Here is a 24,024-nt window from a genome sequence, read left to right as displayed (position 1 = left end):
TTGCGACCGAGTGAGTTTACATCAACTTGTGACGCAACATATTCAGCGCGTGTTGTGCGGCAAACCAGCGTACACGTTCGCGGTCTCCGGTGAGATCGAGTTGTTTGACCTCGACGGAAATTCCGTCGGCAAGACCGAGATAGACGCGGCCTACGGGCTTGTTCAGGGTAGCTCCGCCGGGCCCTGCAATGCCGGTGATGCCGATGCCCAGGGACGCGCCAGTGCGACGGCGGATGCCTTCCGCGAGGGCGCGGGCGACTTCTTCGCTCACAGCGCCGTGCTGGCGGATCAACTCGGCGGGAACGTCCGCGAACTTCGTCTTCATCTCGTCGGCGTAGACCACCGCGCCGCCAAGAAAGGTACGCGAGGAACCCGGTACGCGGGTAAGCCGTTCCGCTACGAGACCTCCCGTACAGCTCTCTGCCGTGGCCAGGGTGAGGTGGCGCATGCCAAGCAGAAGCAGGACGACGGTTTCGAGCGACTCCCCGGTTGCGGAGAAGACCAGGTCGTCCAGTTCGCGCTCACATTTTTCCGTCAGCTCATCAACGCGCTGCTGGGCCTCTTCCAACGTCGCTTTGGCGCAGAGGAAGTGAAGTTGAATTTCTCCGAGGGTGAAGAGAATCGTGGTCTCCACATCGGGATAGGTCTTGTAGATCGGAGAGACGCGCGCGTCGATCTGCGACTCCGGTGCAAGGGCGATGCGAAGCATCCTCTTTGCGATCGCCCGCTGCGGAAGCAGGAGGCGCAGGCGTGGGACGCACTGGTCGTGAAAGATGGGCTGCTGTTCTTTCGGTGGCCCCGGAAGCAGGATGACGATCTTGCGATGCGCCGTCTCTGTATTCGGTGCGCGGAAGGCGGTGTCGAGCCATTGTGCGGGCGCGGAACCATTGGCGTTTGGCAGACTCTCCGCGCCTTCGAGTACGTCGGCTTGGCGAAGATTGTTCGGCGTAATCGGAATCTTGCGTGCCGCGAATCGCTCGTGCAGGCCCGCGATGATGGCTTCAACGCGAACAAGTTTCAGGCCGAGTGCAGAGGCTGCGGCTTCGCGGGTCAGGTCATCTTCCGTTGGCCCCAGACCGCCGGAGAAGACGATGATGTCCGCGCGTGAAAGCGCGATCCTGGCAACGTCTGTGAGGTGTTCCAGAGAATCGCCAACGACCGTCTTGAAGGCCACCTGAACGCCAAGGAGGTTGAGTTCTGCCGTGAGCGCGAGAGAGTTCGTGTCCTGCCGGAAGGGCGTCAGCATCTCCGAGCCCACTGCGATGATTTCAGCGATCATGGGCGGGCCTCCACGAGGGCAACGGAACCATGAAAAGATATCTGGGTCAATTGCATAGCTGAGATCAAAAGAGCGGCCTTCCCTCTGTCTGTAGATCGATATGGAAGAGAGCATCCCGCGTGGCGAGTGCGGCCGTCCCATCTTCCGTAAAGCAAAGACCGATGAGGTTAGGCCCGGATACGGCGAGGCTCGCCTGCTTCTGTGGCGTAATGCGGACAATACCGCGACGGCCCGCGAGCGATGCCGCGATGAAGACGTTTCCTTTGGTGTCTACGGCCATACCCTGCGGCCGACCGAGGCCGCGAAAGTAGACGCCGACTTCTCCATCCGGGGAGACGGCGTGAATCACATCGTGGCTCGCAGTGGTGGGTGCGGAGACGAGGAGGGTTCCGTCATCGAGCATGGCGAGGTGATACGCGGCCATCGACGATTCGAGAGTGGCATGCACGAAGATCTCTCCGCCGGGAGCGATCTTGAAGATCGACCCACTGCGGTCACCGACGAAGAGGTTGCCGTATTCATCGAAGGCAAGCCCGGTCGCAATCCCCATGCCTTCAGCATAGGTAGTGACAGCACCTGCAGGAGAGATGCGGTAGACGGTTCCTTCGGCACGTGAAGAACAGTAGAGATAGCCGTCGCGGTCAAAGGCAAGGCCTGTGGCGTTGAGGATTTCGCGAGCGAAGGGACGCATTTGAAAGTCGCGGTCGATGCGGAAGATGGAGACCGGTGTCTGTTGCCCGCGCGGTCCGGAGAGCGTGCAGTAAAGGTTCCCGTCGACATCCATTGCAGGGTTGGCGACGGGGTTCAGATTGTCCGCTAGAGGCACTGCAACACTGAGGGGCAGCAAGTTCGATTTTGTATTTTGCTTCAGAAGCGCGATGTCACCGGAGATTGTTCCATCGTTGACGCGAAGCATGGCGCGCACGCTGCCTGTCATGGTGAGGCGGGCGGCCACATCTCCAATCGTGGCGGTCGGCAGTATCCCGTTTTGCGCGGCAAGATGCGTACCCCGGATCTCTACTTCTCCTCCGGGCATGGCGGCGGAGGGAATCAACTGGTCCAGATGTGGTGCCGGGGGATGCGCTGGGTGAAGCAGAGAACCAAGCAAAGTCATAGGTTAAGGGTATGCCTGCTGTTGTGGTGACGCAATGGCTTCTGTGGTTGCCTCATCAGTTTGCGACGGCAGCGTCTTTCGGAAAGGTAATGATCAGGGCCTTTGCCGGACCTTTGGAGGTGCACTCATACTCACGCCTGGCGGCGCCATCCAGCCAGGCGGAGTCCGTTTCTTCAAGTACCTCCGTCTCCTGATCCGTGCGGACGGTGAGAGATCCCTCGATGATGTAAATAAACTCCAAACCGGCGGAGGATCGCGGATGGAATGCGTCACCGGTTCTTCCAGGAAGGAAGTCCGCGATGCAGGGAATCGTGCTGCGATCCGGAATCAGGACGCTCATGCTTTCGGCGAGCAGAACAGGATTGCTCTTCTCGCCAGCGGGCAGGCGAATGCGGTTCTCCGCGCGCGAGATCCGGAAAAAGCTCTTCTTCTCGTCGCGGAAAAAGTAGGAGAGGTCTTTGTCGAAGACGGAGGCGATGCGTGCCAGATTTCTCAGAGTAGGAACGACCCGGCCGGTCTCCAGTTGCGAAAGAAAACTAGCTGAGAGTCCTGCGGCACTGCCGAGATCCACCAGCCCCATAGAACGGCGGAGCCTGAGGCTGCGGATGCGCGAACCAATCGATTTGGCCTCAATGACCTCATCGACGTTGGCTGCATTCACTGTGTTTGGCGGAAGATCAGGAGTTTCGGGATGTTCCATGGCTCATCCTACATTCTAGGCAAAAGAGTAGGCTTGTTGCCTGCACATTTTTGCCTCCTAGCAGGCGTTAGCCCAACTGCCTAAGTATTTAGCTATATCCCGTAGGCCATTTTTCTGCGGAATATATTGTATCGGGCTGATTTACGGGCCAGCGCTGGCAACCCTTCTTGGCACGCTTAGATCCGCTCCGGCAGAAGCCATGCATGTGCTGCTGCTCACTCTAATGGAATGCGGGAAGGCAACATAGATCGCCGTCCCGTATCGCTTCACCTCTCATCGAACTAGGAAATCGATTGCAAGCTGCTACAAACCCTTGTGAGCCCTGTGCACGAAAGAGATCCGTCGGATCCGGTCGATAGCCCCCCCAAATGTGATCGTCAAAAATAAGCGCAAAGAAAGGCTCTCTGCTGCTTCGAAAGACGAAGTAGCTTGGCTCGTCCAGAACCAAGTGCTGGGCTGGTGCTCCCGGAAAGATGCCACACTTCGCCGCGGAATGCCGAATTCGCGCTGCAGCAGCGCCGTAACCGGCGAGATCCACGGAAAGCGGTTGCCCAGGAGTCTGACCGGGCTGACTCCATTGATGGAGTGCCTGATCTCGATAGGCGTACAAGAAGGCACACTGGCTCAAAATTGAAATAAAAAGAAGAAGACAGCGAGCGGATGGCCAAATGCGCCGGAAGAACTCCATGAGCCTGTCGGGAAAGTGATCTGGTTCGGTTGCCGGTAGGGCTAGGATTGAAGTGATCGCGAGAAGCCCGATAAGAGGCTGAAGGAGGGCCGCCTCATAATCGTTTTTTTGAAGACGAACTCCTACGCTTGCCAGATAGATCAACCAGCCTGACAGAAGTGTCAACGCGAGAGATTTATCCGTGCGTCGTCTCAGGGCTTGGTAGGCGCAAACAATGGCGGCCACTAGACCGAGGGCGACAACCAGACTGGATCCAGCCAGGATGGCTACGCGGAGAGGAAAAGCTCCGCGGAAAGCAAAAGGGGAAATCATGCTCGCGGTGTAATTGGCTTTTGGCACGAAAGCCTTCAAGAACCATGCCTCAGGGGTGGCGAGAGATCGAGCAAGCTCAAGCAGGAATTGACGCGTAAGGCCCAGGCTGTAAGCCGTGCCCAAGTTTGAGGAGGAAAGAATCCGGGCGAACTGCGGATCCTGGTCGCAGGTCCAGAGAGTATGCCAAGCTGCCTGCGTTGAAAAGCCAAGAATGCTTGCAAGGCCTATTGCCAAATTACGAACCCAGGGGAGGCTAACCCTTCTGTACAAGCACATGCACGCGAGAGGTATAAGAAATGTGCCTCTGGGGTGCGAGCACAGAAGATACCAGGTAAGAGCCAGTATCCCGGCTGCAACACATGCCTGAGTCCAGGCGGAACGCTCTTGCGGCCTGACTCGAAGCGCGCGAAGCAGGAGCAGAGTAGATCCTAGAAGAAGTACCTGCTCTGGTCGGCCCAATACCAAAAGGAAGGGCATAACCCCGAGCGTGGACCACGCTACTAGCAGCCCGGCAACTTCCCACTTGCGAATGCGACCTTCGAGGTAGACGCAGAGTTCTCGCCAGGTAAGAAGGAGCCATCCCAAAGCCAATCCGACGCCCCAGAGACGCATGCGCAAGGGGGTCGAGAGACCTTCAAAACTCCAGGTATCGATCATTCGTGCCGGCAGAAGAATGCGAGGGGTCTTGAACGTATAATTTGCGACGCAGGACGGCTGGAGAGTTAACGTGATGCTTCGCATGTGGCTATAGTTGAGCCGCCCCAGGATAGCCTTCCACGTGATTTCATCAGTGTAAATCGGAAGAAAACATGCAAGCAGGAAAGAAAAGACACCGAGCGTGAGAACTCCGCAACAAAGGATAAAAAGTAGTCTGCTGGAGTCTGCAGGCTGAGACGGAGAGTGGTTGTCTTGAACGTGCCGTGGTTGGGTAATGCTTGACTCCTCCCGCAATGCGGCTACCGAGCCGTTAGGCAATGTAAATTGTTTGTCGAAGGAGTGGAGGGGCCGGAATCCAACCACCAGCAAGCATGGGGCAATTTTAACAGTATTTGATACATAAACTTATGAATTCGAGCGCTAAGCTCAGTGCATATATTCGCTGTGAGTGGAGACGTCTCCGGAGATCGATCTTCGGCCAATAAATATCGGAGCACACCGGCTCGCCAGAGAACGTTTGGCCGAAGATTTTTATCGTCCTGTGAAATGCAAAACTATCGTCGCGACGATCAGTGCATAAGCTCCTGCGGCAAGGTCATCCACAACGATGCCTGTTCCCTGCGGAAGGCGTTCAAGCTGACGAACGGGTGGGGGTTTGGTGATATCGAAGAGCCGGAAGAGAAGAAGGCCGAGTAAGGCGTACTCCCATCGGGGGGGCATCAACGCCAGCGCAAGCCACTGACCCGCAACCTCGTCGATCACGACGATCTGGGGGTCCTTGCGTCCACTCTCCACGGCAACGCGTGTTGCCGCAGGAATGCCGATCAGCGTTGCAGCAAGCGCCATGACTAATGTGATCGCGACCAGATGCAGCGGATGCACGCTGCGCGCGACGGCATACCAAATCAATGTCGCGGCAATGGAGCCGTAGGTGCCGGGTCCTGGCTTGAGCAGGCCCGCGCCAAAGAAGGTGCCGACAAGCCAGGCCCAGCGCGTCCGGTGGACTCCGCCAAGGCCCACGGTCGAGTGCGTCATCTCTTCGATGGCCGGATCAATCATCGTCGTCCGTATCTTCGTTCAATTTACGAAGCTGGGCGTTGTCCAGATCAGCGAGCACGTCGGGATCGAGGATGGGCGAGGTGATCTTGTACTCGCCGGAGGCCCATTTCCCCAGGTCGATGACGCGGCATCGGTCACTGCAAAAGGGAACATTGGGGTCGTCAAGGGCGACGTCTTTGCGGCAGATCGGGCAGTGGAGGGTCTTTTGGGTTGCCATTTCAATCTTTGATGATAAATCCGTGTTCTGCGACTCTCCATAGGAGTGCGGGTTGAATTGCTTCTGGCGATCAAGAAGGCGTACTATCTTTGGCGGCACCATGCAGAAAGGCTTCACCATGACCCATGCAGCAAACAAAACAATTCGATTCGTAACACCCCTGATCGCAGTAGCGATGTTCGCCGGCACCTCGATGGTGGCTTCGGCACAAACAGCACAAAACAGCGCACCTGCTGCCAACATGTCGATGAACCCCGAGCAGGAGCAGGCGTTCCACGACGGCCAGGAAGCCCTCAAGATGGATACGGCGGCAAAGCGCAAGATCGACGCCACCGCATCGCACCTGTATGTCCACCCACCTGTGAAGAAAGAAGCACGTGACGCGTATCGCGCGAACTTCCAGAAGGGTTATGAGCAAGCCAAGCAGGGATCTTAGTCTCCTGCTTCAGATAGAGAAAAGGCTCCCGCCCGGGAGCCTTTTTCTTATCTAGTCGAGAATGCGGGCGACCACGTCGTAGTCGTGAGCTTCGGTAATCTCGCAACGATAAAAGCTGCCGGGAACCAGAGTTTCGTGGTCGCCGAAGTCGTTGATGAGCACCTTGCCGTCGATTTCGGGGGCGTGGAGCATGGTGCGGCCCTCCCAGAGAAGGTCGGTCTCTTCCGAGACACCCTCGACGAGCACTTCCATCTGTTTGCCGATCCACTGCTCGCGCGCCTTGGCAGAGATCTTCTGCTGCGTGCGCATGATGCGGCGGCGGCGCGCTTCGATGGTCCGTTTCGGGACTTTTTCACCCAGATCGAAGGCCGCTGCGCCTTCTTCATCGGAGTAAGTAAAAACGCCGAGCCAGTCGATGCGGGCCTGTTGAATGAAGCTTTCTAGTTCCTCGAACTCCGCAGCCGTCTCACCGGGGAAGCCGACGATAAAGCTGGTGCGGATCACGATACCGGGAACGATATTGCGAGCCTTCTCGATCATCTTGAGGAAGATCGCGCCCGAACCGCCGCGCTTCATCCGCTTGAGTGTTCCGGCAGCGGCATGCTGCAGGGGAACATCAAGGTACTTCGAAATATTGTCGTGCGCCGCGATGGTTTCGAGCAGCTTCGTCGTGACCTTGTTCGGATAGGCATAGAGGAAGCGGAGCCACTTGATGGGGCCGATGCCTTCCACGTTCATGGTTGCGAGTGCTTCGAGCAGCGTGGCCAGGCCGTCCTTCATGCCCAGATCTTCGCCGTAGCAGGTCGTGTCCTGGCCGATCAGCGTGATCTCGCGAACGCCCTGCTTCAGAAGTGATGCTGCTTCCGCAAGAACGGAACCGATGCGGCGCGAGCGAAACTTGCCGCGCAACTGCGGGATGATGCAGAAACCGCAGGGATGATCGCAGCCCTCGGCGATCTTGATGTACGCGGAGGCGCGCGGCGTCGTGAGGATGCGCGGCGTCTCGTCGTCGTAGAGGTAGGAGGGAAGCGCAGCAGTCGCGCCGTCCCAGTCCATGCGCGAGAAGCGGCCCTGCTGTTCGCGGAGGTTGCCTTCCGCGCGCGAGGCCTGCTCGTTCACTTCCGTTTGAGAGTGCTTGTGGACCGCCGAAGGTGCACGGTCGATGAGGGAGGATTCACTCAGAATATTGAAAGGGGAATCGTTCTTCGGCTGATGAATGCCTGCAGCGGCCAGGATGCCGTCAAGCTCGCCTGTGCCGACGACCGCGTCGACTTCAGGGATGTTCTTCATGATCTCGTCGCGATACCGTTCGACGAGACATCCGGCCACGATAATCTTCTGCGCGCGTCCGCCGTTGGCGACCTTGTGCTGCACCATCTCCAGGATCGTATTGACGCTCTCCTGTTTGGCCGAATCAATGAAGGAGCAGGTGTTGATGACGATGACATCGGCGTCCGAGGCGGCGGGAGTCAACTCCGCGCCCGCGTGGTGAAGCATGCCCATCATGACTTCGGAGTCGACGAGGTTCTTCGGGCAGCCAAGCGAGACGAAGCCTACGCGGAGTTTGTCGCTGAACGGGGCTTCGAGCACGGCTGCGTTGGTCGAATTGGGATCAATGGACACTCCTACCAGTTTACAGGGAATTGTGGGAAATCCCTGATTTGGCCATTTCTTCGTGCTCGTCCCTGTAAAAGCAAAATAGGGAAGAATCGTTCCACCTCCGATGGCAAGCATCGGAGGTGGAGCGGCGATCTATTACTTGTGGGACGTTGTTGCAGGCTGTGATGGATAGGGATGGCTGAGCGCATCTCCGACAACAACATCTGTCCACCCCACAAAATTAGAGGCGGCATAGAAGCTTTCGGCAAGGGTAAAACCCCTCGTGTATCGGTCCAGGGCGATGGAAGGAGAGGAGATGGCCTGGAGCAATGGCTCATCCGTATAACCCTTCACTCCAGTGATTCCCTGGTGGATAAGGTCGGCAATCATGGATTGACCAAAGCTCTGCGGAAAGAAACTACGGGCACTCGTCGAAACTGCAGTATCTCCTATGGCCCCCGGAGTAAATTTCAGAGAGTTATAGGCCGCCTGATTGAAAAAGGGGTCGTTACTGCCCCAGGACCAATAACTAAGTAAATTGGTTTGGTTTCCTACGAAGGCCTCATTCAGATCAAGGTCCACTGAAAAGCCCCTCGTCATAAGGTTCTGACCAGCCTTCACCATATCTGCATTAAAGTCGGCAAAAGCACTTTCTTCCGTGATGATTGGGCTTGGAAGAGGTCTGGGTTGTTCGTTCGGGTCGTTGATCACGAAGTCCGGCTGAACGTCCAACAGGAACTTACCCGGCTTGAGTCCTTTTTCCGCTGCCAACGAATGAGTGGTCAATGCCTCCGCATCTGGAAGAGTGTAGCCATCCAGACGGGTGACAAGGTAGCCGCCAAATTTCGCATGCGTGAAAGGCTCATTTGCATTCCAATAACGATTTTTCCAGGCGGTTCCGACGGCGAAACCAGCTGGATCGTTGAAAGTAATGAGTTCGGCGCCAGCCAGCTTATCGTAGTCCAGCGCGGCAAGTGTGCTGTCCAGCGAAGTTTCCGTCGTTCCACTAAATGCCTCGCCTGTCTGCCCGCCAGAGACGCGGATCGGGACACCTCTGGTTGTCACGATGAAGTTGATCTGGGTATGCGTCTGCAGGTAGGCACGAATGGGAGTTTCAATCTGTTGCTGATATTCGGCGAAACCGATCGTTTCGTTGTCCTGGCTCCGAGAAGAGTCAATGCACTGAACACGCAGTACATCAGTCACGCCTCGTTTCTGGGCATACTGCATGCCGATCGCCCTCGAAGTTGGGCTTGAATTGTTGATGATGACCAGCACCTGGTTCGGCGTTGCCGCCTGGCAAGGGAAGGCGATGGCGCCAAGCATTACTCCGACGACAAGAGCCAAGGGAAAGAGCTTCGTTCGGGTTGATTTGTGGAAGGGGGCGGGGATGGAAATACGAGCAAAGGTGGTCATAAAGAACTCCTCTGGTGACAAAAAACACGAGAGGATGCCAACTTATTTCATAAAACAGGAATATATATAAAACGATATTTTGCTGGACGTTATATTTTGGACCGAGACGGAGTAGGTTTTGGGTTCCGGCGAGCGATGGTACGATAAAGCAGTGCCGGGCCCTACGCGACGTAATCCCGCCAACCCCGCCAGGTCCGGAAGGAAGCAACGGTAACGGGCTAGTGCGTGCGCAGTAGGTCGCCCGGTGCTTTTACTTTCTCCCCACTCAAAACTCTTTCCACGGCATGCAAGTCCGCGCTGGTTCGCGACTCCGGTATTCTTGTCCTTGTGGCCAACAAAGCCATGGAGGACCAAAGAGTGAGCTTGACCTTGAAGGTGCGCGTTCCGGTGCGCGCAAAGATCTCCGCCGTGGGAACGTATGTTCCGCCTAAGTTGCTGACCAACGCCGATCTGGAAAAGATGGTGGACACAAACGACCAGTGGATCCAGGAGAGGACCGGTATCCGCGAGCGTCATATCGTGGATCCGGGCGTGGCGACCAGCGATCTCGCGGTAGAGGCGGCCAAGCGATGCCTGGCGATGCGCGGCATCGATGCGAGTGAGATCGACGCGATCCTCGTCGCGACGGTAACGCCGGATATGACCTTTCCAGCTACCGCCTGCCTTGTACAGAACAAACTCGGTGCGCCGCATGCCTGGGGGTTCGATCTCTCCGCAGCCTGTTCCGGATTTGTCTACGCGCTTCAGGTGGGTGCTAAGTTCGTGGAGAGTGGAGCACATAAGAAGGTACTGGTAATCGGCGCCGACGTCATGAGTTCGATCATCGATTACACCGACCGATCCACCTGCATTTTGTTCGGCGATGGTGCAGGTTGCGTGCTGCTGGAGCCGTGTGAAGGCGATGAAGTCGGTCTCGTGGATTTCTGGCACGAGGTAGACGGTTCCGGCGGAGCCAGCCTCAACATGCTCGGCGGCGGCAGTTTGCATCCCACCAGTCAGGAGACGCTGGATAAGCGCATGCACTACATCCATCAGGATGGACAGGCGGTATACAAGTTTGCCGTCCGCAAGATGGCAGAGGCCGCGGAGAAGATCCTTGAACGCAACGGCATCGAGGGATCGGAACTCGCCTGTTTCATCCCGCATCAGGCGAACAAACGCATCATCCTGTCGACTGCGGAACGGTTGGGAATGCCGGTGGATTCGGTCATTATCAACATCGATCGCTACGGAAACACTACGGCTGCAACGATCCCGCTTGCGATTGGAACGGCGTTGGAGGAAGGTCGCCTGAAGAAGGGTGGACTTGTGCTTCTGGCCAGTGTCGGCGCGGGCTTCACCGTCGGCGCGACGCTTTTGCAGTGGGAGTTCTAGAGCTTAGGCGGGCTCAGGCTGCCGGGTATTGGAGCGGTTCGCACGGGTGGTGCGAACCAGGCTCCAAATCCCGTAGACGACTGCCGCGATGATGGCGATCCAGAAAACGATCAGGACCACTGCGGCCCATCGGCTCTCAAAGAGCGTCCAGACAAACTTCAACTTGTTCGCATAATGCAGGCCCAGCCACGCGAAGAGGCCGTGCCGCAGAGCGCGCGAAATTGTAAAGGCCATGAAGAACTTGCGCTTCGGCATCTTGAGCGCTCCAGCCGCCAGCACAAACGGAATCAGGGGAAAGGGCGGGGGCAGAATCGCCGGAACAGCCACCGCCAGGAAGGCATTCTTCTCCACCCAATGCGTGATGCGCCCGAAGTACCGGGCTGGAACGCGCTTCTCCAGCATGTGGACGCCGCCGAGAGAGCCTACGTAGTAACACGCGGCCCCTCCCAAAACGGAACCGGCCGTAGCCGCCAGCGTGAGGATGAGCCACGCATGCTGGCGTGCCGCCAAAAGAGCGATGAGCAGATCGCTTGCACCGGGCAGAGGAAGTGGAACAAAAGAGGCGTCTACAACGGATAAAAGAAAGAGACCGATCGCCCCCAGCTTGAAGAAATCCGCCATGAACGTGCTGCGTCCCGCGAAGGCGAAGACAGCAAGAGCGGCGTGGCTGGAGAGGAGATTTTGCATGGGAACTCTTGGTTACAGACGCGTTGGGAGGAAAGGTTGACTCGGATGTGTCCGGAATTGTCTTACTTCTGTTGTATAACGTCTTCATTCGCCCACCCATCCAGCGAGAGGAAACGCACGATGCAGCAGAGTTCCAGTGTGGCAGAGAGCAACACCGTTACGGAAAGTAAAGCAGTACGAAACAGGCAGGGCCCCCAAAAATCCGAAGATCGACTGGCCTGGATGGCGCTCATCCTGACCCCTGGCATCGGACAGGCCCGTGCGTTGCGCGCGATGTCTCGTCTGCGCCAGCCGAGCGATCTCTTGCGTGCAGACCTCACCCAGCTTGAAGGTTTGGGCATGCCCGGAAGTTCGGCGGGTTACATCGCGGACGGCAAAGCGAAGACCGTAGCCGAAGAAGAGATCGAACGCATCTCCCAGGCGGGAGCAGACTTCATCACGTACGACGACATCGCGTATCCGGAGCGGCTGCGCGAGATCTACGATCCTCCGGCAGTGCTTTGGCATCGGGGAGATATCCGTCTGCTTGCCTACGCCGGGATCGCCGTTGTGGGCACAAGGCAACCTTCGCCCTACGGTGCCGGGATGGCGCAGATGCTCTCGCGTGACCTCGCCAACCGTGGCATGGCGATCTTCAGCGGCATGGCGCGCGGCGTGGACACCTATGCCCACAAGGGAGCGTTAGAAGCTAATGGGAAGACCGTTGCCGTCTGGGGAACGGGCATCGACGTCATCTACCCCAAGGAGAACAAGCGTCTGGCAGAGGAGATTCTGCAGGGCGGCGGCGCCATTGTGAGCGAATATCCCCTCGGGACCTTTCCCGCGCCGCAGAACTTCCCCATCCGCAACCGGATCCTTTCGGGAATGTCCGTGGGAGTTCTCGTCGTGGAGGCCGCCGAACACTCCGGCACGCGGATCACCGCACGTTGCGCGTTGGAGCAGAACCGCGACGTCTACGCCGTACCTGGAAACGTGACCAACAAAAACGCCTGGGGACCGAACACCCTCATCAAACAGGGAGCTAAGCTCACAGCGACGTGGGAAGATGTCTGGGAGGAGCTTCCGAGCCAGGTCCGTGTGGAGCTGGAAGGCAGGGTAGGGGGCGGGTCTGAATCGAAAGCCGGGGGTACCGCATCTCTATTTCCGGAGCAGGGCAATGGTTTGGCCCTGTCCACAGCAGAACAGAAGGTCTACGATCTGCTGCGGATGGATGAGAGCATCCAGCTCGATCTGCTGATCGAGAGCCTGGAGGGGATTCTCCCTTCGGCGGAAATCTTCAATGCTTTGTTCGAGTTGGAGCTTGCTGGCAAGGTGCGGCAGATCCCCGGGAAAAATTATCTGCGGACCTTTTAGAGACCTTCCGAGGAAGGCATTAAGAAACCTTTTGTTGTTTATGGGGTCGAATACTGCAACTGTGACTTGCAGGACAGAAATGACGGCCAACAGGAAACCGTGTTAGGTTCACGGAGACAATGGCTCAGAATGCGGTTGTCCGCCCGATGGCGGGAGTAGTTAGAAAGAAGTGGCAAAATGGCAAAAAATCTTGTGATCGTGGAGTCGCCTGCAAAGGCCAAGACGATCAATAAATATCTCGGCAGTGACTATATTGTGGAAGCCTCTCTGGGCCACATCATGGATCTGCCAAAGAACGGCATCGGCGTCGAGCTGAAGAAGCGTACGTTTGAACCGCAACTCATCATTTCTCCGGGTAAGGAAAAGCTCGTCGAGAAGCTCAAGAAGCTGGCCGCCAAGGCTGACGCTGTCTTTCTGGCGCCCGATCCCGATCGCGAAGGCGAAGCCATTGCCGCGCATCTGGAGATGCAGCTGACGGGCTCGCTGAAGGGCAAGTCCACGATCCAGCGCGTCACCTTTAATGAGATCACCAAGAAGGCCGTTATCGAAGCCTTCACCCACGCCCGCAAGGTCGATGCCAACCTGGTGGACGCGCAGCAAACACGCCGCGTTCTGGACCGCCTGGTGGGCTACGAGATCTCTCCGCTGCTCTGGGACAAGGTCCGCCGTGGTCTCTCCGCCGGACGTGTGCAGACGGTGGCCTTGCGTTTGATCGTGGACCGCGAAAACGAGATCAAGGCCTTCAACCCCGTGGAGTACTGGCCCGTGGACGCGAACCTGCGCCCTTCGGGAAACAAGCAGAACTTCACGGCTCGGCTCTACGCCGTGGATGGACAGCGGATCTCGGTAGAGACCGTCGGCGCTCCCGCTTTTGCCGACGAATCGACCACTAAGAACGCCGTTGCTCAACTGGAAAAAGCGAAGTGGACTGTCGCCAGCGTGGAAGCGAAAGAACGCCGCAGGAACGCCCCGGCTCCCTACAGCACCTCGCGCCTGCAGCAGGACGCGGCCAACCGGCTTGGTTTCAACGTGCGCCGGACGATGGGTGTGGCACAGCGCTTGTATGAAGGCATCGAGCTCGGGCCGGAAGGCACGGTGGGTTTGATCACCTACATGCGTACCGATTCGACGCGTGTTTCGCCCGAGGCGATCAGCGAAGCACGGACGTACATCAAAAGCCTGGGCGAGAAGTATCTGCCAGAGAAGCCCAACAGCTTCAAGGGCAAAAAAGATGCGCAAGACGCCCACGAAGCCATTCGCCCGACGCATGTGGCGATGACTCCGGAGAAGATCAAGAAGTTCCTCTCGGACGAGCAGTACCGGCTCTATCGCCTAATCTGGCAGCGCTTCGTCGCCAGCCAGATGACGGCTGCCGTCTACGACCAGACTGCGGTCGAGATCGAAGCCAAGGCCGACCGTACCTACAACCTGCGCGTGACCGGATCTGTTCTGAAGTTCGACGGATTTTTGAAGGTCGCCGAACCGGCGAAGTCCGACGCCATGGTGCAGAAGACCGCCGACGCGATGAAGACGGAGAACCCCGGCGAAGGTGAGGAGGACGAGGACAAGTCTCTCCCCGCGCTCAAGGCGGGACAGGCTCTGGACTTGGTCGACATTGTGACGGAGCAGAAGTTTACCGAGCCGCCGCCACGCTTCAACGAAGCCTCGCTGGTGAAGGAGCTGGAAGAGCGCGGCATCGGCCGTCCATCGACTTATGCCTCCATCATTAATACGATCCAGGAACGCGACTATGTGAAGAAGATCTCCAAGAAGTTCATCCCGACGGAGATCGGCATGGTGGTCACGAGCCTTCTGGTGAAGAACTTCCCCTACATCTTCGACATGGCGTACACGGCCAAGCTCGAAGACGAGCTCGATCTCGTCGAAAGCGGGGAAGAGAAGTGGACCAGCCTGCTGGACGGCTTCTACACCCATCTGACGGACGAGATCAAAATCGCCTCGGAGGAGATGGAGGAGATCAAGCGCTGGGAGAAACCCACGGACGAGAAGTGCGAAAAGTGCGGCTCGCCCCTGATCCTGCGCTGGGGCAAGTTCGGCAGCTTCTATGCCTGCTCGAACTACTCCAAGATTAAGCCGATGACGATTGCCGTTTCCGGTTACAAAAAGGACGCGAAGGCTGTCGCAACGAAGATCACGGCCAAGTTCAAGTTCCCCTTCGCCATCAAGGGAATGGTGGATGACGCGGAGGCTTTCTCTGAAGAAGTTCACGATGCCAAGGAGCTGACTGCCGCTCTGAAATTGGCGGCGGAACGCGGCAAGAAGATCGTTGCCGATCCCGTCTCCTGCGACTTCACGAAAGAGAACTATGCGGACAAGCCGGACCTCGCCGCGGGCGATGCCCAGGGCACGGAAGAGGAAGAAGAGTACTGCGACAACTGCGGCAAGCAGATGGTCCTCAAGAACGGTCCATGGGGACCCTTCATGGCCTGCCAGGACTACAACGCGGATCCGCCGTGCAAGACGGTTCGTCGCCTGAACCAGAAGGTGCAGCAGAAACCGCCAGAGCCTACTGGCGAACCTTGCCCGCTCTGCGGCATGGAGCTGGTGAAACGCACCGGCGCCTATGGCGAGTTCGTCTCCTGCTCCGGCTATCCGAAGTGCAAATACGTGAAGCAGGTGCTTCTCGACGTGCCCTGCCCCAAGGACGGTGGTGCGATTGCCGAGCGTAAGGCGCGCACGGGCAACTACTTCTACGGTTGCACCAATTACCCGAAGTGCGACTTCACCTCGAACCAGAAGCTGGTATCCGGCCCATGCCCGAAGTGCAACTCGAGCTACCTGCTTGAGGTGGCGAAAGAGGGAACCATCCACCTTGTCTGCCCGAACAATACGGAAGCACTTCCCAAGCGCCGCAAGAAAAAGGGTGCAGAGGAAGTCACAACTCCGGTGGTCGAATGCACGTTTGAGAAGGACACGGGCGTCGCCGTGGAGACAGCTCCTGCGAAAGAGGCGACTCCTCTGGCACGACCCGATCCGGAGAAAACGCGTCCCCTGGTCGAAGCTGTCGCTTAGGCCTTTACTCCTCCGAAGGGCTGGTGTCGACCCCGTGTCGGCACCAGCCCTTTTCTGTGTTGCGATAATCGGTTATAATGAGACAAATGGCCTAGCTGGCCGGACCTATGCGTCAAGCTCCAAAACGCGCGGTTCTATTGCGCGAAATCATTGATAGATTGAGAGTTGAGCGAAATGGCAAAGGCAATGTGGAACGGCCAGACTGTGGCCGAGAGCGAAACGACCGAGATGATCGAAGGCAATATCTACTTCCCCGAAGAGACAGTAAAGCGCGAGTTCCTGCGCTCCAGCTCGACGAGCTCAAGCTGCCCGTGGAAGGGGCAGGCCCGCTACTTTACGCTTCTGGTAGACGGCCAGGAGAATCCCGACGCCGCCTGGTATTACCCCGATCCCAAACCGGCGGCCCGCCAGGTAAAGCATCACATCGCCTTCTGGCGCGGTGTTGAAATCACGAAGTAACTGGATTTATGCAGAAGAGCCCGGGCCATGTGCCCGGGCTCTTCTGCGTTCAGGTACTAAGCGCGACATTCGTCCGGCCGCCAGGCGGTGATCGCTTCCTTGATCTGCTTCCGTCCGAGGTTTTCACGCACGGCGCGGCGAGCCAGCTCCAGAGCTTCCGCATCCGAGGCAAAGCGCAGGCCGACCAGCTGGTCGACGCAGAGGGCTTCGACGATCGCAGGCTCCGTGGGCATGAGGCGGGAGAGCCGGATCTGCTCTTCCAGGCGGATGATGCGGTCCTGATTCTTGAGCGCGTAGAGGCGGGTCTTTTCCACGAGCAGCAGAATCGTGATCGCCATGAGCAATAAACCGAAGTGATTCGGGTTTGGGCGCACATACAAGGCGCGGGCAAACCCGATGACGAGGATGAGGGCGAGGGGCATGAGGACGAAATGCGTCATGGGATCCCACTTGGCGTGGCTCTTGAAGCTCTGAGGCATAAATCAATCTCCGGGGTATGCGCCAAGGATACACAGCCGGCGTCGGGGTGTCGCAGTATTCTTGAGGGATGGCAGAGACAACCAAAGCGACGAAGCGCATCGGCATGCACCTTTCCACCACGGGGGGAACCTTTACCGCGGTGGAGCGGGCGGTGGAGTGCGGAGCGAACTGTTTTCAGATTTTTTCCTCGTCCCCAAGGCAGTGGAAGGCGGCTGCGGTGAAGCCGGAAGACGCGGCGAAGATGAAGGCGCTTCGTGCGGAGCACGGGATCAGTCCCGTTTCGATCCACGCCAGCTATTTGATCAACTTGTGCTCCCAGACGGAGTCGGTCCGGCAGAACGCGACGGCGGCGTTTCGCGGAGAGGTGGAACGGGCTCTCGCGCTAGGTGCGGAGTACCTGGTGCTGCATCCAGGGTCGTACAAGGGGCTGACGCGCGACCAGGGACTGGCGTACGCCGCCGAGGGTATCGAACGGGCGATTGACGGCCTTGCCTGGCAGGACGCGAGCTTCAAGATTCTGTTGGAGAACACCGCAGGCGCGGAATTTTCGCTGGGCGGCAAGCTGGAGCAGGTCGGTGAGCTGCACAAGCATCTGCAAAAGTGCGCCCCGGTGGCTGTCTGCCTGGATACCTGCCACGTCCATGTTGCCGGGTACGACATTGTGAGCGAGGCAGGCTACGAGGATACGGTGAAGCAGATCTCCGAGACGATCGGTCTGGAGCATGTGCTGCTTTGGCACTGCAACGACGCCAAGGCCGCCTGCGGCTCGAAGCTCGACCGGCACGAGCACATTGGGGATGGAACGATTGGAGCGGCGGCGTTTCGGCGCTTGCTGCGGGATCCTCGGTTTGCGCATGCGGCCTTCATCGCGGAGACGCCGGTGGACGAGCCGGGAGATATTTTGCGGAATATGAGTACGCTGCGGGCTCTGGCTGCGGGATAAAATCCTCGCGATGCGAAGAGAAATTTTGTTGCTGGCATTGCTTTGTGTGAGCGTGAAGGCTCAGGTGAAGGTGGAGCGCGATGTAGCTCCGCCTTCGGCGCGTTTTCCGGCGTCGTGGTATCCGCCGGATAGCGAGGTTACGAGCACGTTAATGCCCGTGGTCGGACGACCATATGTGGGTGTGATGGTGACAACGACTCACTCCCCTATGCCAAACGGGGAGGTGGGGACGTTTTCACAAAAAGCTACGCAGATGCGCGACAGCGCCGGGCGTTTGTACTCCGAAACGCTGATAAAGTGGCCTGGACCTGACGGCAAGATTCTGGACATCCGCGAGATAACGGTTGATGACCCCGTAGCGCACTGTCACCTTACATGGAGTGAGCCACGGACTAGGGCCGGTCAGCCTACGGCTAGAGTCCGTTGTGAGAGCCGAATTCTTCATCGGCAACCTGCAAGCCCGCCAGTAAAGGAGGGCGATATGGTGCGAGACGAGAAGGAACCGGGAGGTGGTCTATCGCACATTGAGCCGCTTGGTGCCAAATTGCTCGATGGAGTTCGTGTACTTGGCAAACGGGTAACACGTACTGCAACGGCGACGGTTGCAGAAGGTTGGTATTCGCCCGAACTTCAGGAGATTTTGGTCCTAAAAGTTGGTGACCCTGAAGTGTATAGGGCTGAACTCACGGAGATCGTGCAGAAAGAACCAGATGCCACATCGTTTTATCCCCCGAAAGGCTACAAAATTCTCAGTGACATCGAGCAGCAAGAGCAACGGTGAATGGGAGAGTCGCTACCTAGAAACGGCGCGGCGATACAATCGATTTGACATGTCTGAAGAGCAAATCATTGATCCCACGCAGCCGCTGCGTTACACCCCTTCCGAAATTGAACCCCGCTGGCAGGCGATCTGGGACGTGGATGCGTCTCTCTACGCCGCCGAGGACGTAACCGAGGGCAAGCCGAAGTACTACGTTCTGGAGATGCTGCCCTATCCGAGCGGTCAGTTGCACATGGGGCATGTGCGTAACTACTCCATCGGCGATGCGCTGGCGCGCTACCAGTGGATGCGCGGTTTCAATGTGCTGCATCCGATGGGTTGGGACTCGTTCGGGCTTCCGGCGGAGAACGCCGCGATCAAGAACAACATTCCGCCGCGCGAGTGGACGCTGGGCAACATCGCCGAGATGCGCGTGCAGATGCGCCGCATGGGTTTGAGCTACGACTGGCAGCGCGAGGTCACCACCTGTCTACCGGATTACTACAAGTGGAACCAGTGGCTCTTTCTGAAGATGTACGAGAAGGGCCTTGCCTATCGCAAACAGTCGAAGGTGAACTGGTGTCCGCAGTGCGCGACGGTGCTGGCGAACGAGCAGGTGGTCAACGGCCGCTGCTGGCGTCATGAAGACACGGTCGTGGAGCAGCGCGACCTGACGCAGTGGTTCTTCCGCATCACGAAGTACGCGGACGAGTTGCTGGACGGCATCGACAAGCTTGACGGATGGCCGGAGAAGGTCCGCACGATGCAGCGGAACTGGATCGGTCGAAGCGAGGGCGCGGAGGTCATCTTCCATGTCACCGGCACCAGCCATACGATCACGGTCTTCACCACGCGCATCGATACGATCTTTGGCGCGACCAGTGTGCAGATTGCGCCGGAGCATCCGCTGGCAAAGGAGTTCGGCGCAGCCGACTCCGCGTTGCAGCAGCAGATCGACGCGATGATCGAGCAGCAGAAGATTGCCAAGGAAGCTGACTCTCTCGGTGCGATCGAGAAGCAGGGCGTGGCGACGGGCAAGTTCGCGACGAATCCCTTCAACGGCGAACAGGTTCCGATCTGGATTGGCAACTACATTCTTGCGGATTATGGAACCGGCGCGATCATGAGCGTGCCTGCGCATGACGAACGCGATTTTGAGTTTGCGACGAAGTACGGTCTGGAGATCAAGCGTGTCGTCGCGCCGAATGTCGACATAGACGAACTAGCATTGCCCTACAGTGGCGAGGACGAAGCCGTGCTGATCGACTCCGGCGACTGGACGGGAAAGAATCCGTTGGAAGCGCAGGGAGAGATGGCTGCGTACGCTGAGGCGAATGGCTTCGGCAAAGCGACGGTGACGTATCGCCTGAAGGACTGGGGCGTCAGCCGCCAGCGCTATTGGGGTACGCCCATACCGATCGTCTACTGCGACGAGTGCGGCATGCAGCCGGTGCCTTTGGAGCAGCTTCCCGTGCTCTTGCCGGAGAAGATCGACATCAGCGGTGAGGGCGGTTCGCCGCTCTCGCGTGTGCCGGAGTTTGTCAACGTAAAGTGCCCGACCTGCGGTGGCGAGGCGAAGCGCGAGACGGACACGATGGACACCTTCGTCGATTCGAGCTGGTACTTCTATCGCTACACGGATGCGAAGAACGACAGCGCTCCGTTCGATTCGGCAAAGGCTAACTATTGGTTTCCCATCGACCAGTACATCGGTGGTGTGGAACACGCGATCCTGCATTTGATCTATTCGCGCTACTGGACGAAGGTGATGCGCGACCTCGGCCTGATCGAGAACGATGAGCCTGCGACGCGTCTCTTCACGCAGGGCATGGTGATCAAGAATGGCGCGAAGATGTCGAAGTCCAAGGGGAACATCGTCTCCCCTGACGAGATGATCGCGAAGTATGGCGCGGATGCAACGCGCATGTATGCTCTCTTTGCCGCACCCCCGGACCGCGATCTTGAGTGGCAGGAAGATGGCGTTGCGGGCATCTCGCGTTTCCTAGCACGTGTCTATCGGCTGACCACGAAGTACGCACCGGCGATTGCGGCGCATGAGAAGCGCGAGAAGAAGACGCATGCTGGTTCCTTCGCGGCGCTTACGCCCGAAGGCATGAAGCTGCTGCGCAAACTGCATCAGACAATTGCGAAGATCACGCTGGACTTCAGCGGCCGCTGGCACTTCAATACATGCATTGCCTCCGTTATGACGCTGATGAACGAGATCAGCGCAAGTGAGGCGTTGATGGATGGCGGCGCGATTGCCGTGGAGACGCAGACGGAGGTCTTCCGCGTCTTGACGTTGTTGCTTGCGCCGTTCGCTCCGTTCCTCTCGCAGGAGCTGTGGGGACTGCTCGGTAACGAGGGGCCTGTCTTCCGTGCAAGCTGGCCCGTCGCAGATGCGGAGTTGGCAAAGGAAGACGAGATCGAGATCCCGGTCCAGATCAATGGAAAGCTGGCGAGTGTGGTGCGTGTTGCCGCCGATGCCAGCGAGGATGCGATCAAGGCTGCGGCGTATGCAGATGAAAAAGTCGCCGCTCGGTTGGCGGGCAAGACGATCGTGAAGGTGATTTATGTGCCGGGCAAACTCGTCAACATCGTGGTGAAGTGATGCCAACGCCTCAGCAGAAGATCGATGCGCAGCTGCGTCCTACGCAGAACTTTGTTGCGACGATTACTTGGTGCCGGAACCGGCCTTCGCTGACGTTGCTGGAGATTGCGTGGCGTTGGATTTTCGGGATTCCCACCCTGCTCGCTCTCATGCACTACGGCAGCCAGATCCTGGCGAGTGTTCCATGGCGCTCTACGGGCATCGCGCAGCTTTCGATCAATCAACTCTTGACTGATCCAATGCGGGGTTCAGCCACAGTAGCGCAGGCGCTGATGATGGTGGCGCCTCCTGCACTTGTTGTGGCGAAGTGGCTCGCGCCGTTGCTGATTCTTGCGTGGGCGATTGTCTCTGCATTGGGACGGACTCTTGTCCTCCGACGGATGGACGAGAACCTTCACGCGCGACCTTTCACGCTTCTCGTTCTGAATGTGGTCCGTCTGATTCCTCTCTGTGGTGGAGCGGCCCTGTGGTGGTTCGCGCTTTCGGCAGTGGCGCAGAAGACGATTTTGCAACCCTCTGAGGCGGGCGAGGAGCCGCAGGTGATGGTCTACATCGCCGCAGCGATTGCACTGTCTCTGGGGCTGTTTCTCTTTTGGGCCGCGATTGGGTGGATCTTTACCGCGGCTCCACTTCTGGCGATGCGCGATGGTCTGGGGCCGGTTGCGAGTCTGCGTGCCGCGATGCGCCTCGGAGGTCTGAGGGGGGGATTGGTCGAGATTAATCTGGTCATGGGCATCGTGAAGATCGCCTTGCTGGTACTGGCGCTCGTCTTCTCCGCGACGCCGCTTCCTTTTCAAACAGTGATCACGGATGATTTTCTTTTCTGGTGGACCTTCGGTGTCGGGGTGGTCTATTGCATCGGTTCGGACTTCTTCCACGTGGCGCGGCTGGCGGGGTATCTCCACCTCTGGGCCGCGACCGAATCAGTGAAATCTTAGGTTTACAAGAGACACTTTGCCGAAGGACGGCATCACACTTTCCCGTAGAGCAAAACTTCAGGAGAGTGAACGACATGTCCCTTGGTATCTATCTGGTTGGGTATTTGATCTTGATCGGTGGTGTCACGTATGGCATGCACCTGGCTCACATTCCGCAGCATTGGATTGTGGTGGTGGACCTTGTGCTGGTCGGAGCCGCCATTCTTACAGGCGTCACGAGCACCCGGCAGAAAGACCCATCGTAGGCGGTTGTATCCGATCCGTATTGGGCGCACACAGAGCGATCTGTGTGCGCTTTTTTACTTGAGGGGGAGCGGCCAGATTTACAATGAAGCTGTGCCTACTCCTAATTCGAACTCCACCATTGTCATTCTTGATTTCGGCGCACAGTACACGCAGCTCATCGCGCGCCGCATCCGCGAGTTCAATGTATTTTCCGTTGTGATTCCATGCACGGCGTCGTTGAATGAAGTGCTTTCGTACAAGCCAGCAGGCGTGATTCTCTCCGGCGGTCCCAGCTCGGTCTATGACGACGACGCGCCAAAGGCCGACCCTGCGGTGCTGGCCCTGGGCATGCCGATCCTTGGGATCTGCTACGGCATGCAGTTTATCGCCCATCATCTCGGCGGCAAGGTTGAACCCGCAGCCAAGAGGGAGTATGGCAACGCGATGATTGACATCGTCGCGCAGACCAAGATCTTTGGTGGTTTGCCTGAGCAGCTGGATGTGTGGATGTCGCACGGCGATTCCGTAGTAGATATGCCGCCGGGATTCAAGCTTACGGCGAAGACGGAGCATGCGCCTGCTGGTATTGCGGACGAGAAGCGCAAGATTTGGGCTGTGCAGTTTCATCCCGAGGTGCATCACACGCCGCAGGGAACGGAGCTGCTGCATAACTTCGTCTTCGACATCTGCGGAGCGAAGGCCGACTGGACTCCTGAACACTTCATCCAGACGACGGTGGAGAAGATTAAACAGCAGGTCGGTTCGGGACATGCCATCTGTGGTCTCTCCGGCGGCGTGGATTCCTCCGTTGCCGCTGTGCTGGTGCAACGCGCGATCGGTGATCGTCTGACGTGCATCTTCGTGAACAACGGCGTTCTGCGCAAGGACGAGTTCACCAAGGTGCAAGCGACGATGCGCGAGAAGCTCGGCCTGAAGGTCGTTGCCGTGGATGCGTCCAAGCGCTTCCTCTCGCAGCTTGGCGGCATCACGGATCCCGAAACGAAGCGCAAGATCATAGGTCGCGAGTTCATCACCGTCTTCGATGATGAGGCGGCAAAGATCCTTGCGGCAGAAGCTTCAGACAGCGAAGTGGCGTGGCTGGTGCAGGGAACGCTCTATCCCGACGTGATCGAATCCTCCAGCGTCAAAGGACCTTCGCAGACGATCAAGAGCCATCACAATGTGGGTGGCCTGCCGGAGAACATGAAGCTGAAGCTCATCGAGCCTCTGCGCGATCTCTTCAAAGACGAGGTGCGACGCATCGGCCGCGATCTCAAAATGCCGGACGAGATCTTGGATCGTCAACCGTTCCCCGGCCCAGGGCTTGCCGTACGTATCGTCGGCGAAATTACGCCGGACCGCGTAGCACTGTTGCAGGAAGCCGACGAGATCGTTGTCACGGAGATCAAGAGGGCTGGTCTCTACGGCAAGCTATGGCAGAGCTTCGCCGTGCTGTTGCCGGTGAAGAGCGTGGGTGTGATGGGCGATCAGCGCACGTACGCGTACACCTGCGCCATCCGCGCCGTGGAGTCGGAAGACGGTATGACGGCGGACTGGGCTCCGTTGCCGTACGAGGTGTTGAAAACGATCTCTTCGCGCATTGTGAACGAGATCCGCGGAATCAATCGCGTGGTCTATGACATTACATCCAAGCCACCCGGAACGATTGAGTGGGAGTAGGCTG

20 protein-coding genes and 1 other RNA gene are annotated in these 24,024 nt (G+C 58.1%); 12 read left to right on the top strand and 9 right to left on the bottom strand.

The window, feature by feature from the left end:
* Positions 1–16: 16 nt before the first annotated feature.
* From ACIPR4_RS15575 to ACIPR4_RS15550, 5 genes are all read right to left on the bottom strand, one after another.
* Positions 17–1,279, bottom strand: coding sequence for a competence/damage-inducible protein A (locus tag ACIPR4_RS15575; RefSeq protein WP_013569625.1), 1,263 nt, complete (start codon positions 1,277–1,279; stop codon positions 17–19).
* A gap of 64 nt (positions 1,280–1,343) precedes the next feature.
* On the bottom strand, positions 1,344–2,393 hold the full coding sequence (locus tag ACIPR4_RS15570; RefSeq protein WP_013569624.1) for a Vgb family protein: 1,050 nt from the start codon (positions 2,391–2,393) through the stop codon (positions 1,344–1,346).
* 55 nt (positions 2,394–2,448) lie between these two features.
* Entirely contained in the window at positions 2,449–3,093 is a 645-nt protein-coding gene (locus tag ACIPR4_RS15565; RefSeq protein ID WP_013569623.1) for a helix-turn-helix domain-containing protein, read from the bottom strand.
* A 2,188-nt stretch (positions 3,094–5,281) separates the two neighbouring features.
* The gene (locus ACIPR4_RS15555; protein ID WP_013569621.1) at positions 5,282–5,809 is read right to left on the bottom strand and encodes a phosphatidylglycerophosphatase A family protein; all 528 of its coding nucleotides are present in this window, start codon (positions 5,807–5,809) and stop codon (positions 5,282–5,284) included.
* Complete coding sequence (locus ACIPR4_RS15550) at positions 5,802–6,026, bottom strand: DNA gyrase inhibitor YacG (protein ID WP_013569620.1); 225 nt, start codon at positions 6,024–6,026, stop codon at positions 5,802–5,804. The genes ACIPR4_RS15555 and ACIPR4_RS15550 overlap by 8 nt, the downstream gene beginning before the upstream one ends.
* Before the next feature lie 100 nt (positions 6,027–6,126).
* On the opposite strand from ACIPR4_RS15550, the gene ACIPR4_RS15545 reads away from it, so the two are divergent.
* Positions 6,127–6,462 carry a hypothetical protein gene (locus ACIPR4_RS15545; RefSeq protein WP_245536361.1) on the top strand — a complete coding sequence of 112 codons (336 nt, stop codon included), beginning with the start codon at positions 6,127–6,129 and terminating at the stop codon, positions 6,460–6,462.
* A 51-nt stretch (positions 6,463–6,513) separates the two neighbouring features.
* Here the strand turns inward: ACIPR4_RS15545 and rimO are convergent, their stop codons facing one another.
* Positions 6,514–8,079: a 30S ribosomal protein S12 methylthiotransferase RimO gene (gene rimO, locus ACIPR4_RS15540; protein ID WP_245536535.1), complete on the bottom strand. Its 1,566-nt coding sequence runs from the start codon at positions 8,077–8,079 to the stop codon at positions 6,514–6,516.
* A 138-nt stretch (positions 8,080–8,217) separates the two neighbouring features.
* The gene (locus ACIPR4_RS15535) at positions 8,218–9,477 is read right to left on the bottom strand and encodes a TIGR03790 family protein (RefSeq protein ID WP_013569617.1); all 1,260 of its coding nucleotides are present in this window, start codon (positions 9,475–9,477) and stop codon (positions 8,218–8,220) included.
* A gap of 152 nt (positions 9,478–9,629) precedes the next feature.
* On the opposite strand from ACIPR4_RS15535, the gene ffs reads away from it, so the two are divergent.
* Both ffs and ACIPR4_RS15530 read left to right on the top strand, forming a co-directional pair.
* An RNA gene (ffs, locus tag ACIPR4_RS21960) (signal recognition particle sRNA small type) lies at positions 9,630–9,727 on the top strand.
* Positions 9,728–9,834: 107 nt separating this feature from the next.
* The gene (locus tag ACIPR4_RS15530) at positions 9,835–10,851 is read left to right on the top strand and encodes a beta-ketoacyl-ACP synthase III (RefSeq protein WP_013569616.1); all 1,017 of its coding nucleotides are present in this window, start codon (positions 9,835–9,837) and stop codon (positions 10,849–10,851) included.
* Between the two features lie 3 nt (positions 10,852–10,854).
* On the opposite strand, the gene ACIPR4_RS15525 is transcribed toward ACIPR4_RS15530, so the two are convergent.
* Positions 10,855–11,538, bottom strand: a complete 684-nt coding sequence (locus tag ACIPR4_RS15525) for a YqaA family protein (protein WP_013569615.1) — start codon at positions 11,536–11,538, stop codon at positions 10,855–10,857.
* 120 nt (positions 11,539–11,658) lie between these two features.
* Here ACIPR4_RS15525 and dprA point away from each other — a divergent pair, with 120 nt between their 5' ends.
* From dprA to ACIPR4_RS15510, 3 genes are all read left to right on the top strand, one after another.
* Complete coding sequence (gene dprA, locus ACIPR4_RS15520; protein WP_013569614.1) at positions 11,659–12,891, top strand: DNA-processing protein DprA; 1,233 nt, start codon at positions 11,659–11,661, stop codon at positions 12,889–12,891.
* 177 nt (positions 12,892–13,068) lie between these two features.
* Positions 13,069–15,924, top strand: coding sequence for a type I DNA topoisomerase (topA, locus tag ACIPR4_RS15515; RefSeq protein WP_013569613.1), 2,856 nt, complete (start codon positions 13,069–13,071; stop codon positions 15,922–15,924).
* A gap of 174 nt (positions 15,925–16,098) precedes the next feature.
* Positions 16,099–16,383, top strand: a complete 285-nt coding sequence (locus ACIPR4_RS15510) for a DUF427 domain-containing protein (RefSeq protein ID WP_013569612.1) — start codon at positions 16,099–16,101, stop codon at positions 16,381–16,383.
* A gap of 56 nt (positions 16,384–16,439) precedes the next feature.
* Here ACIPR4_RS15510 and ACIPR4_RS15505 read toward each other — a convergent pair whose 3' ends face one another.
* Positions 16,440–16,862: a DUF6526 family protein gene (locus ACIPR4_RS15505; protein WP_013569611.1), complete on the bottom strand. Its 423-nt coding sequence runs from the start codon at positions 16,860–16,862 to the stop codon at positions 16,440–16,442.
* 68 nt (positions 16,863–16,930) lie between these two features.
* Between ACIPR4_RS15505 and ACIPR4_RS15500 the strand changes: the two genes are divergently transcribed.
* The 6 genes from ACIPR4_RS15500 (at position 16,931) to guaA (ending at position 24,020) form a co-directional block, all read left to right on the top strand.
* Positions 16,931–17,806, top strand: a complete 876-nt coding sequence (locus ACIPR4_RS15500) for a deoxyribonuclease IV (RefSeq protein WP_013569610.1) — start codon at positions 16,931–16,933, stop codon at positions 17,804–17,806.
* A 481-nt stretch (positions 17,807–18,287) separates the two neighbouring features.
* Positions 18,288–18,587, top strand: coding sequence for a hypothetical protein (locus ACIPR4_RS22570; protein WP_144312454.1), 300 nt, complete (start codon positions 18,288–18,290; stop codon positions 18,585–18,587).
* Positions 18,588–18,636: 49 nt separating this feature from the next.
* Positions 18,637–21,177, top strand: coding sequence for a leucine--tRNA ligase (gene leuS / locus ACIPR4_RS15490; RefSeq protein ID WP_013569608.1), 2,541 nt, complete (start codon positions 18,637–18,639; stop codon positions 21,175–21,177).
* Positions 21,177–22,115 (top strand): hypothetical protein, encoded by a 939-nt coding sequence (locus ACIPR4_RS15485; protein ID WP_013569607.1) that lies wholly within the window; start codon positions 21,177–21,179, stop codon positions 22,113–22,115. Before leuS ends, ACIPR4_RS15485 begins: the two co-directional genes overlap by 1 nt.
* Before the next feature lie 74 nt (positions 22,116–22,189).
* Positions 22,190–22,360, top strand: a complete 171-nt coding sequence (locus ACIPR4_RS22805) for a hypothetical protein (protein WP_013569606.1) — start codon at positions 22,190–22,192, stop codon at positions 22,358–22,360.
* 91 nt (positions 22,361–22,451) lie between these two features.
* Positions 22,452–24,020, top strand: coding sequence for a glutamine-hydrolyzing GMP synthase (gene guaA / locus ACIPR4_RS15480; protein WP_041586860.1), 1,569 nt, complete (start codon positions 22,452–22,454; stop codon positions 24,018–24,020).
* Positions 24,021–24,024 lie beyond the last annotated feature (4 nt).

It is taken from the genome of Terriglobus saanensis SP1PR4 (genome assembly GCF_000179915.2).
Classification (GTDB): domain Bacteria; phylum Acidobacteriota; class Terriglobia; order Terriglobales; family Acidobacteriaceae; genus Terriglobus; species Terriglobus saanensis.
The sequence above is the reverse complement of the archived record's forward strand: the minus strand, read 5'-3'. Positions and strand labels throughout refer to the sequence as shown.

Excerpts from the sequence above, each read along its gene's own strand:
- ACIPR4_RS15500 (WP_013569610.1), top strand. The coding sequence starts at position 16,931 with ATGGCAGAGACAACCAAAGCGACGAAGCGCATCGGCATGCACCTTTCC.
- ACIPR4_RS15535 (WP_013569617.1), bottom strand. The coding sequence starts at position 9,477 with ATGACCACCTTTGCTCGTATTTCCATCCCCGCCCCCTTCCACAAATCA.
- ACIPR4_RS15525 (WP_013569615.1), bottom strand. The coding sequence starts at position 11,538 with ATGCAAAATCTCCTCTCCAGCCACGCCGCTCTTGCTGTCTTCGCCTTC.
- ACIPR4_RS15570 (WP_013569624.1), bottom strand. The coding sequence starts at position 2,393 with ATGACTTTGCTTGGTTCTCTGCTTCACCCAGCGCATCCCCCGGCACCA.
- ACIPR4_RS15545 (WP_245536361.1), top strand. The coding sequence starts at position 6,127 with ATGCAGAAAGGCTTCACCATGACCCATGCAGCAAACAAAACAATTCGA.
- leuS (WP_013569608.1), top strand. The coding sequence starts at position 18,637 with ATGTCTGAAGAGCAAATCATTGATCCCACGCAGCCGCTGCGTTACACC.
- ACIPR4_RS15555 (WP_013569621.1), bottom strand. The coding sequence starts at position 5,809 with ATGATTGATCCGGCCATCGAAGAGATGACGCACTCGACCGTGGGCCTT.
- topA (WP_013569613.1), top strand. The coding sequence starts at position 13,069 with ATGGCAAAAAATCTTGTGATCGTGGAGTCGCCTGCAAAGGCCAAGACG.
- ACIPR4_RS15485 (WP_013569607.1), top strand. The coding sequence starts at position 21,177 with ATGCCAACGCCTCAGCAGAAGATCGATGCGCAGCTGCGTCCTACGCAG.
- dprA (WP_013569614.1), top strand. The coding sequence starts at position 11,659 with ATGCAGCAGAGTTCCAGTGTGGCAGAGAGCAACACCGTTACGGAAAGT.
- ACIPR4_RS15510 (WP_013569612.1), top strand. The coding sequence starts at position 16,099 with ATGGCAAAGGCAATGTGGAACGGCCAGACTGTGGCCGAGAGCGAAACG.
- ACIPR4_RS22805 (WP_013569606.1), top strand. The coding sequence starts at position 22,190 with ATGTCCCTTGGTATCTATCTGGTTGGGTATTTGATCTTGATCGGTGGT.
- ACIPR4_RS15565 (WP_013569623.1), bottom strand. The coding sequence starts at position 3,093 with ATGGAACATCCCGAAACTCCTGATCTTCCGCCAAACACAGTGAATGCA.
- ACIPR4_RS15505 (WP_013569611.1), bottom strand. The coding sequence starts at position 16,862 with ATGCCTCAGAGCTTCAAGAGCCACGCCAAGTGGGATCCCATGACGCAT.
- ACIPR4_RS15550 (WP_013569620.1), bottom strand. The coding sequence starts at position 6,026 with ATGGCAACCCAAAAGACCCTCCACTGCCCGATCTGCCGCAAAGACGTC.
- ACIPR4_RS22570 (WP_144312454.1), top strand. The coding sequence starts at position 18,288 with ATGGTGCGAGACGAGAAGGAACCGGGAGGTGGTCTATCGCACATTGAG.
- ACIPR4_RS15575 (WP_013569625.1), bottom strand. The coding sequence starts at position 1,279 with ATGATCGCTGAAATCATCGCAGTGGGCTCGGAGATGCTGACGCCCTTC.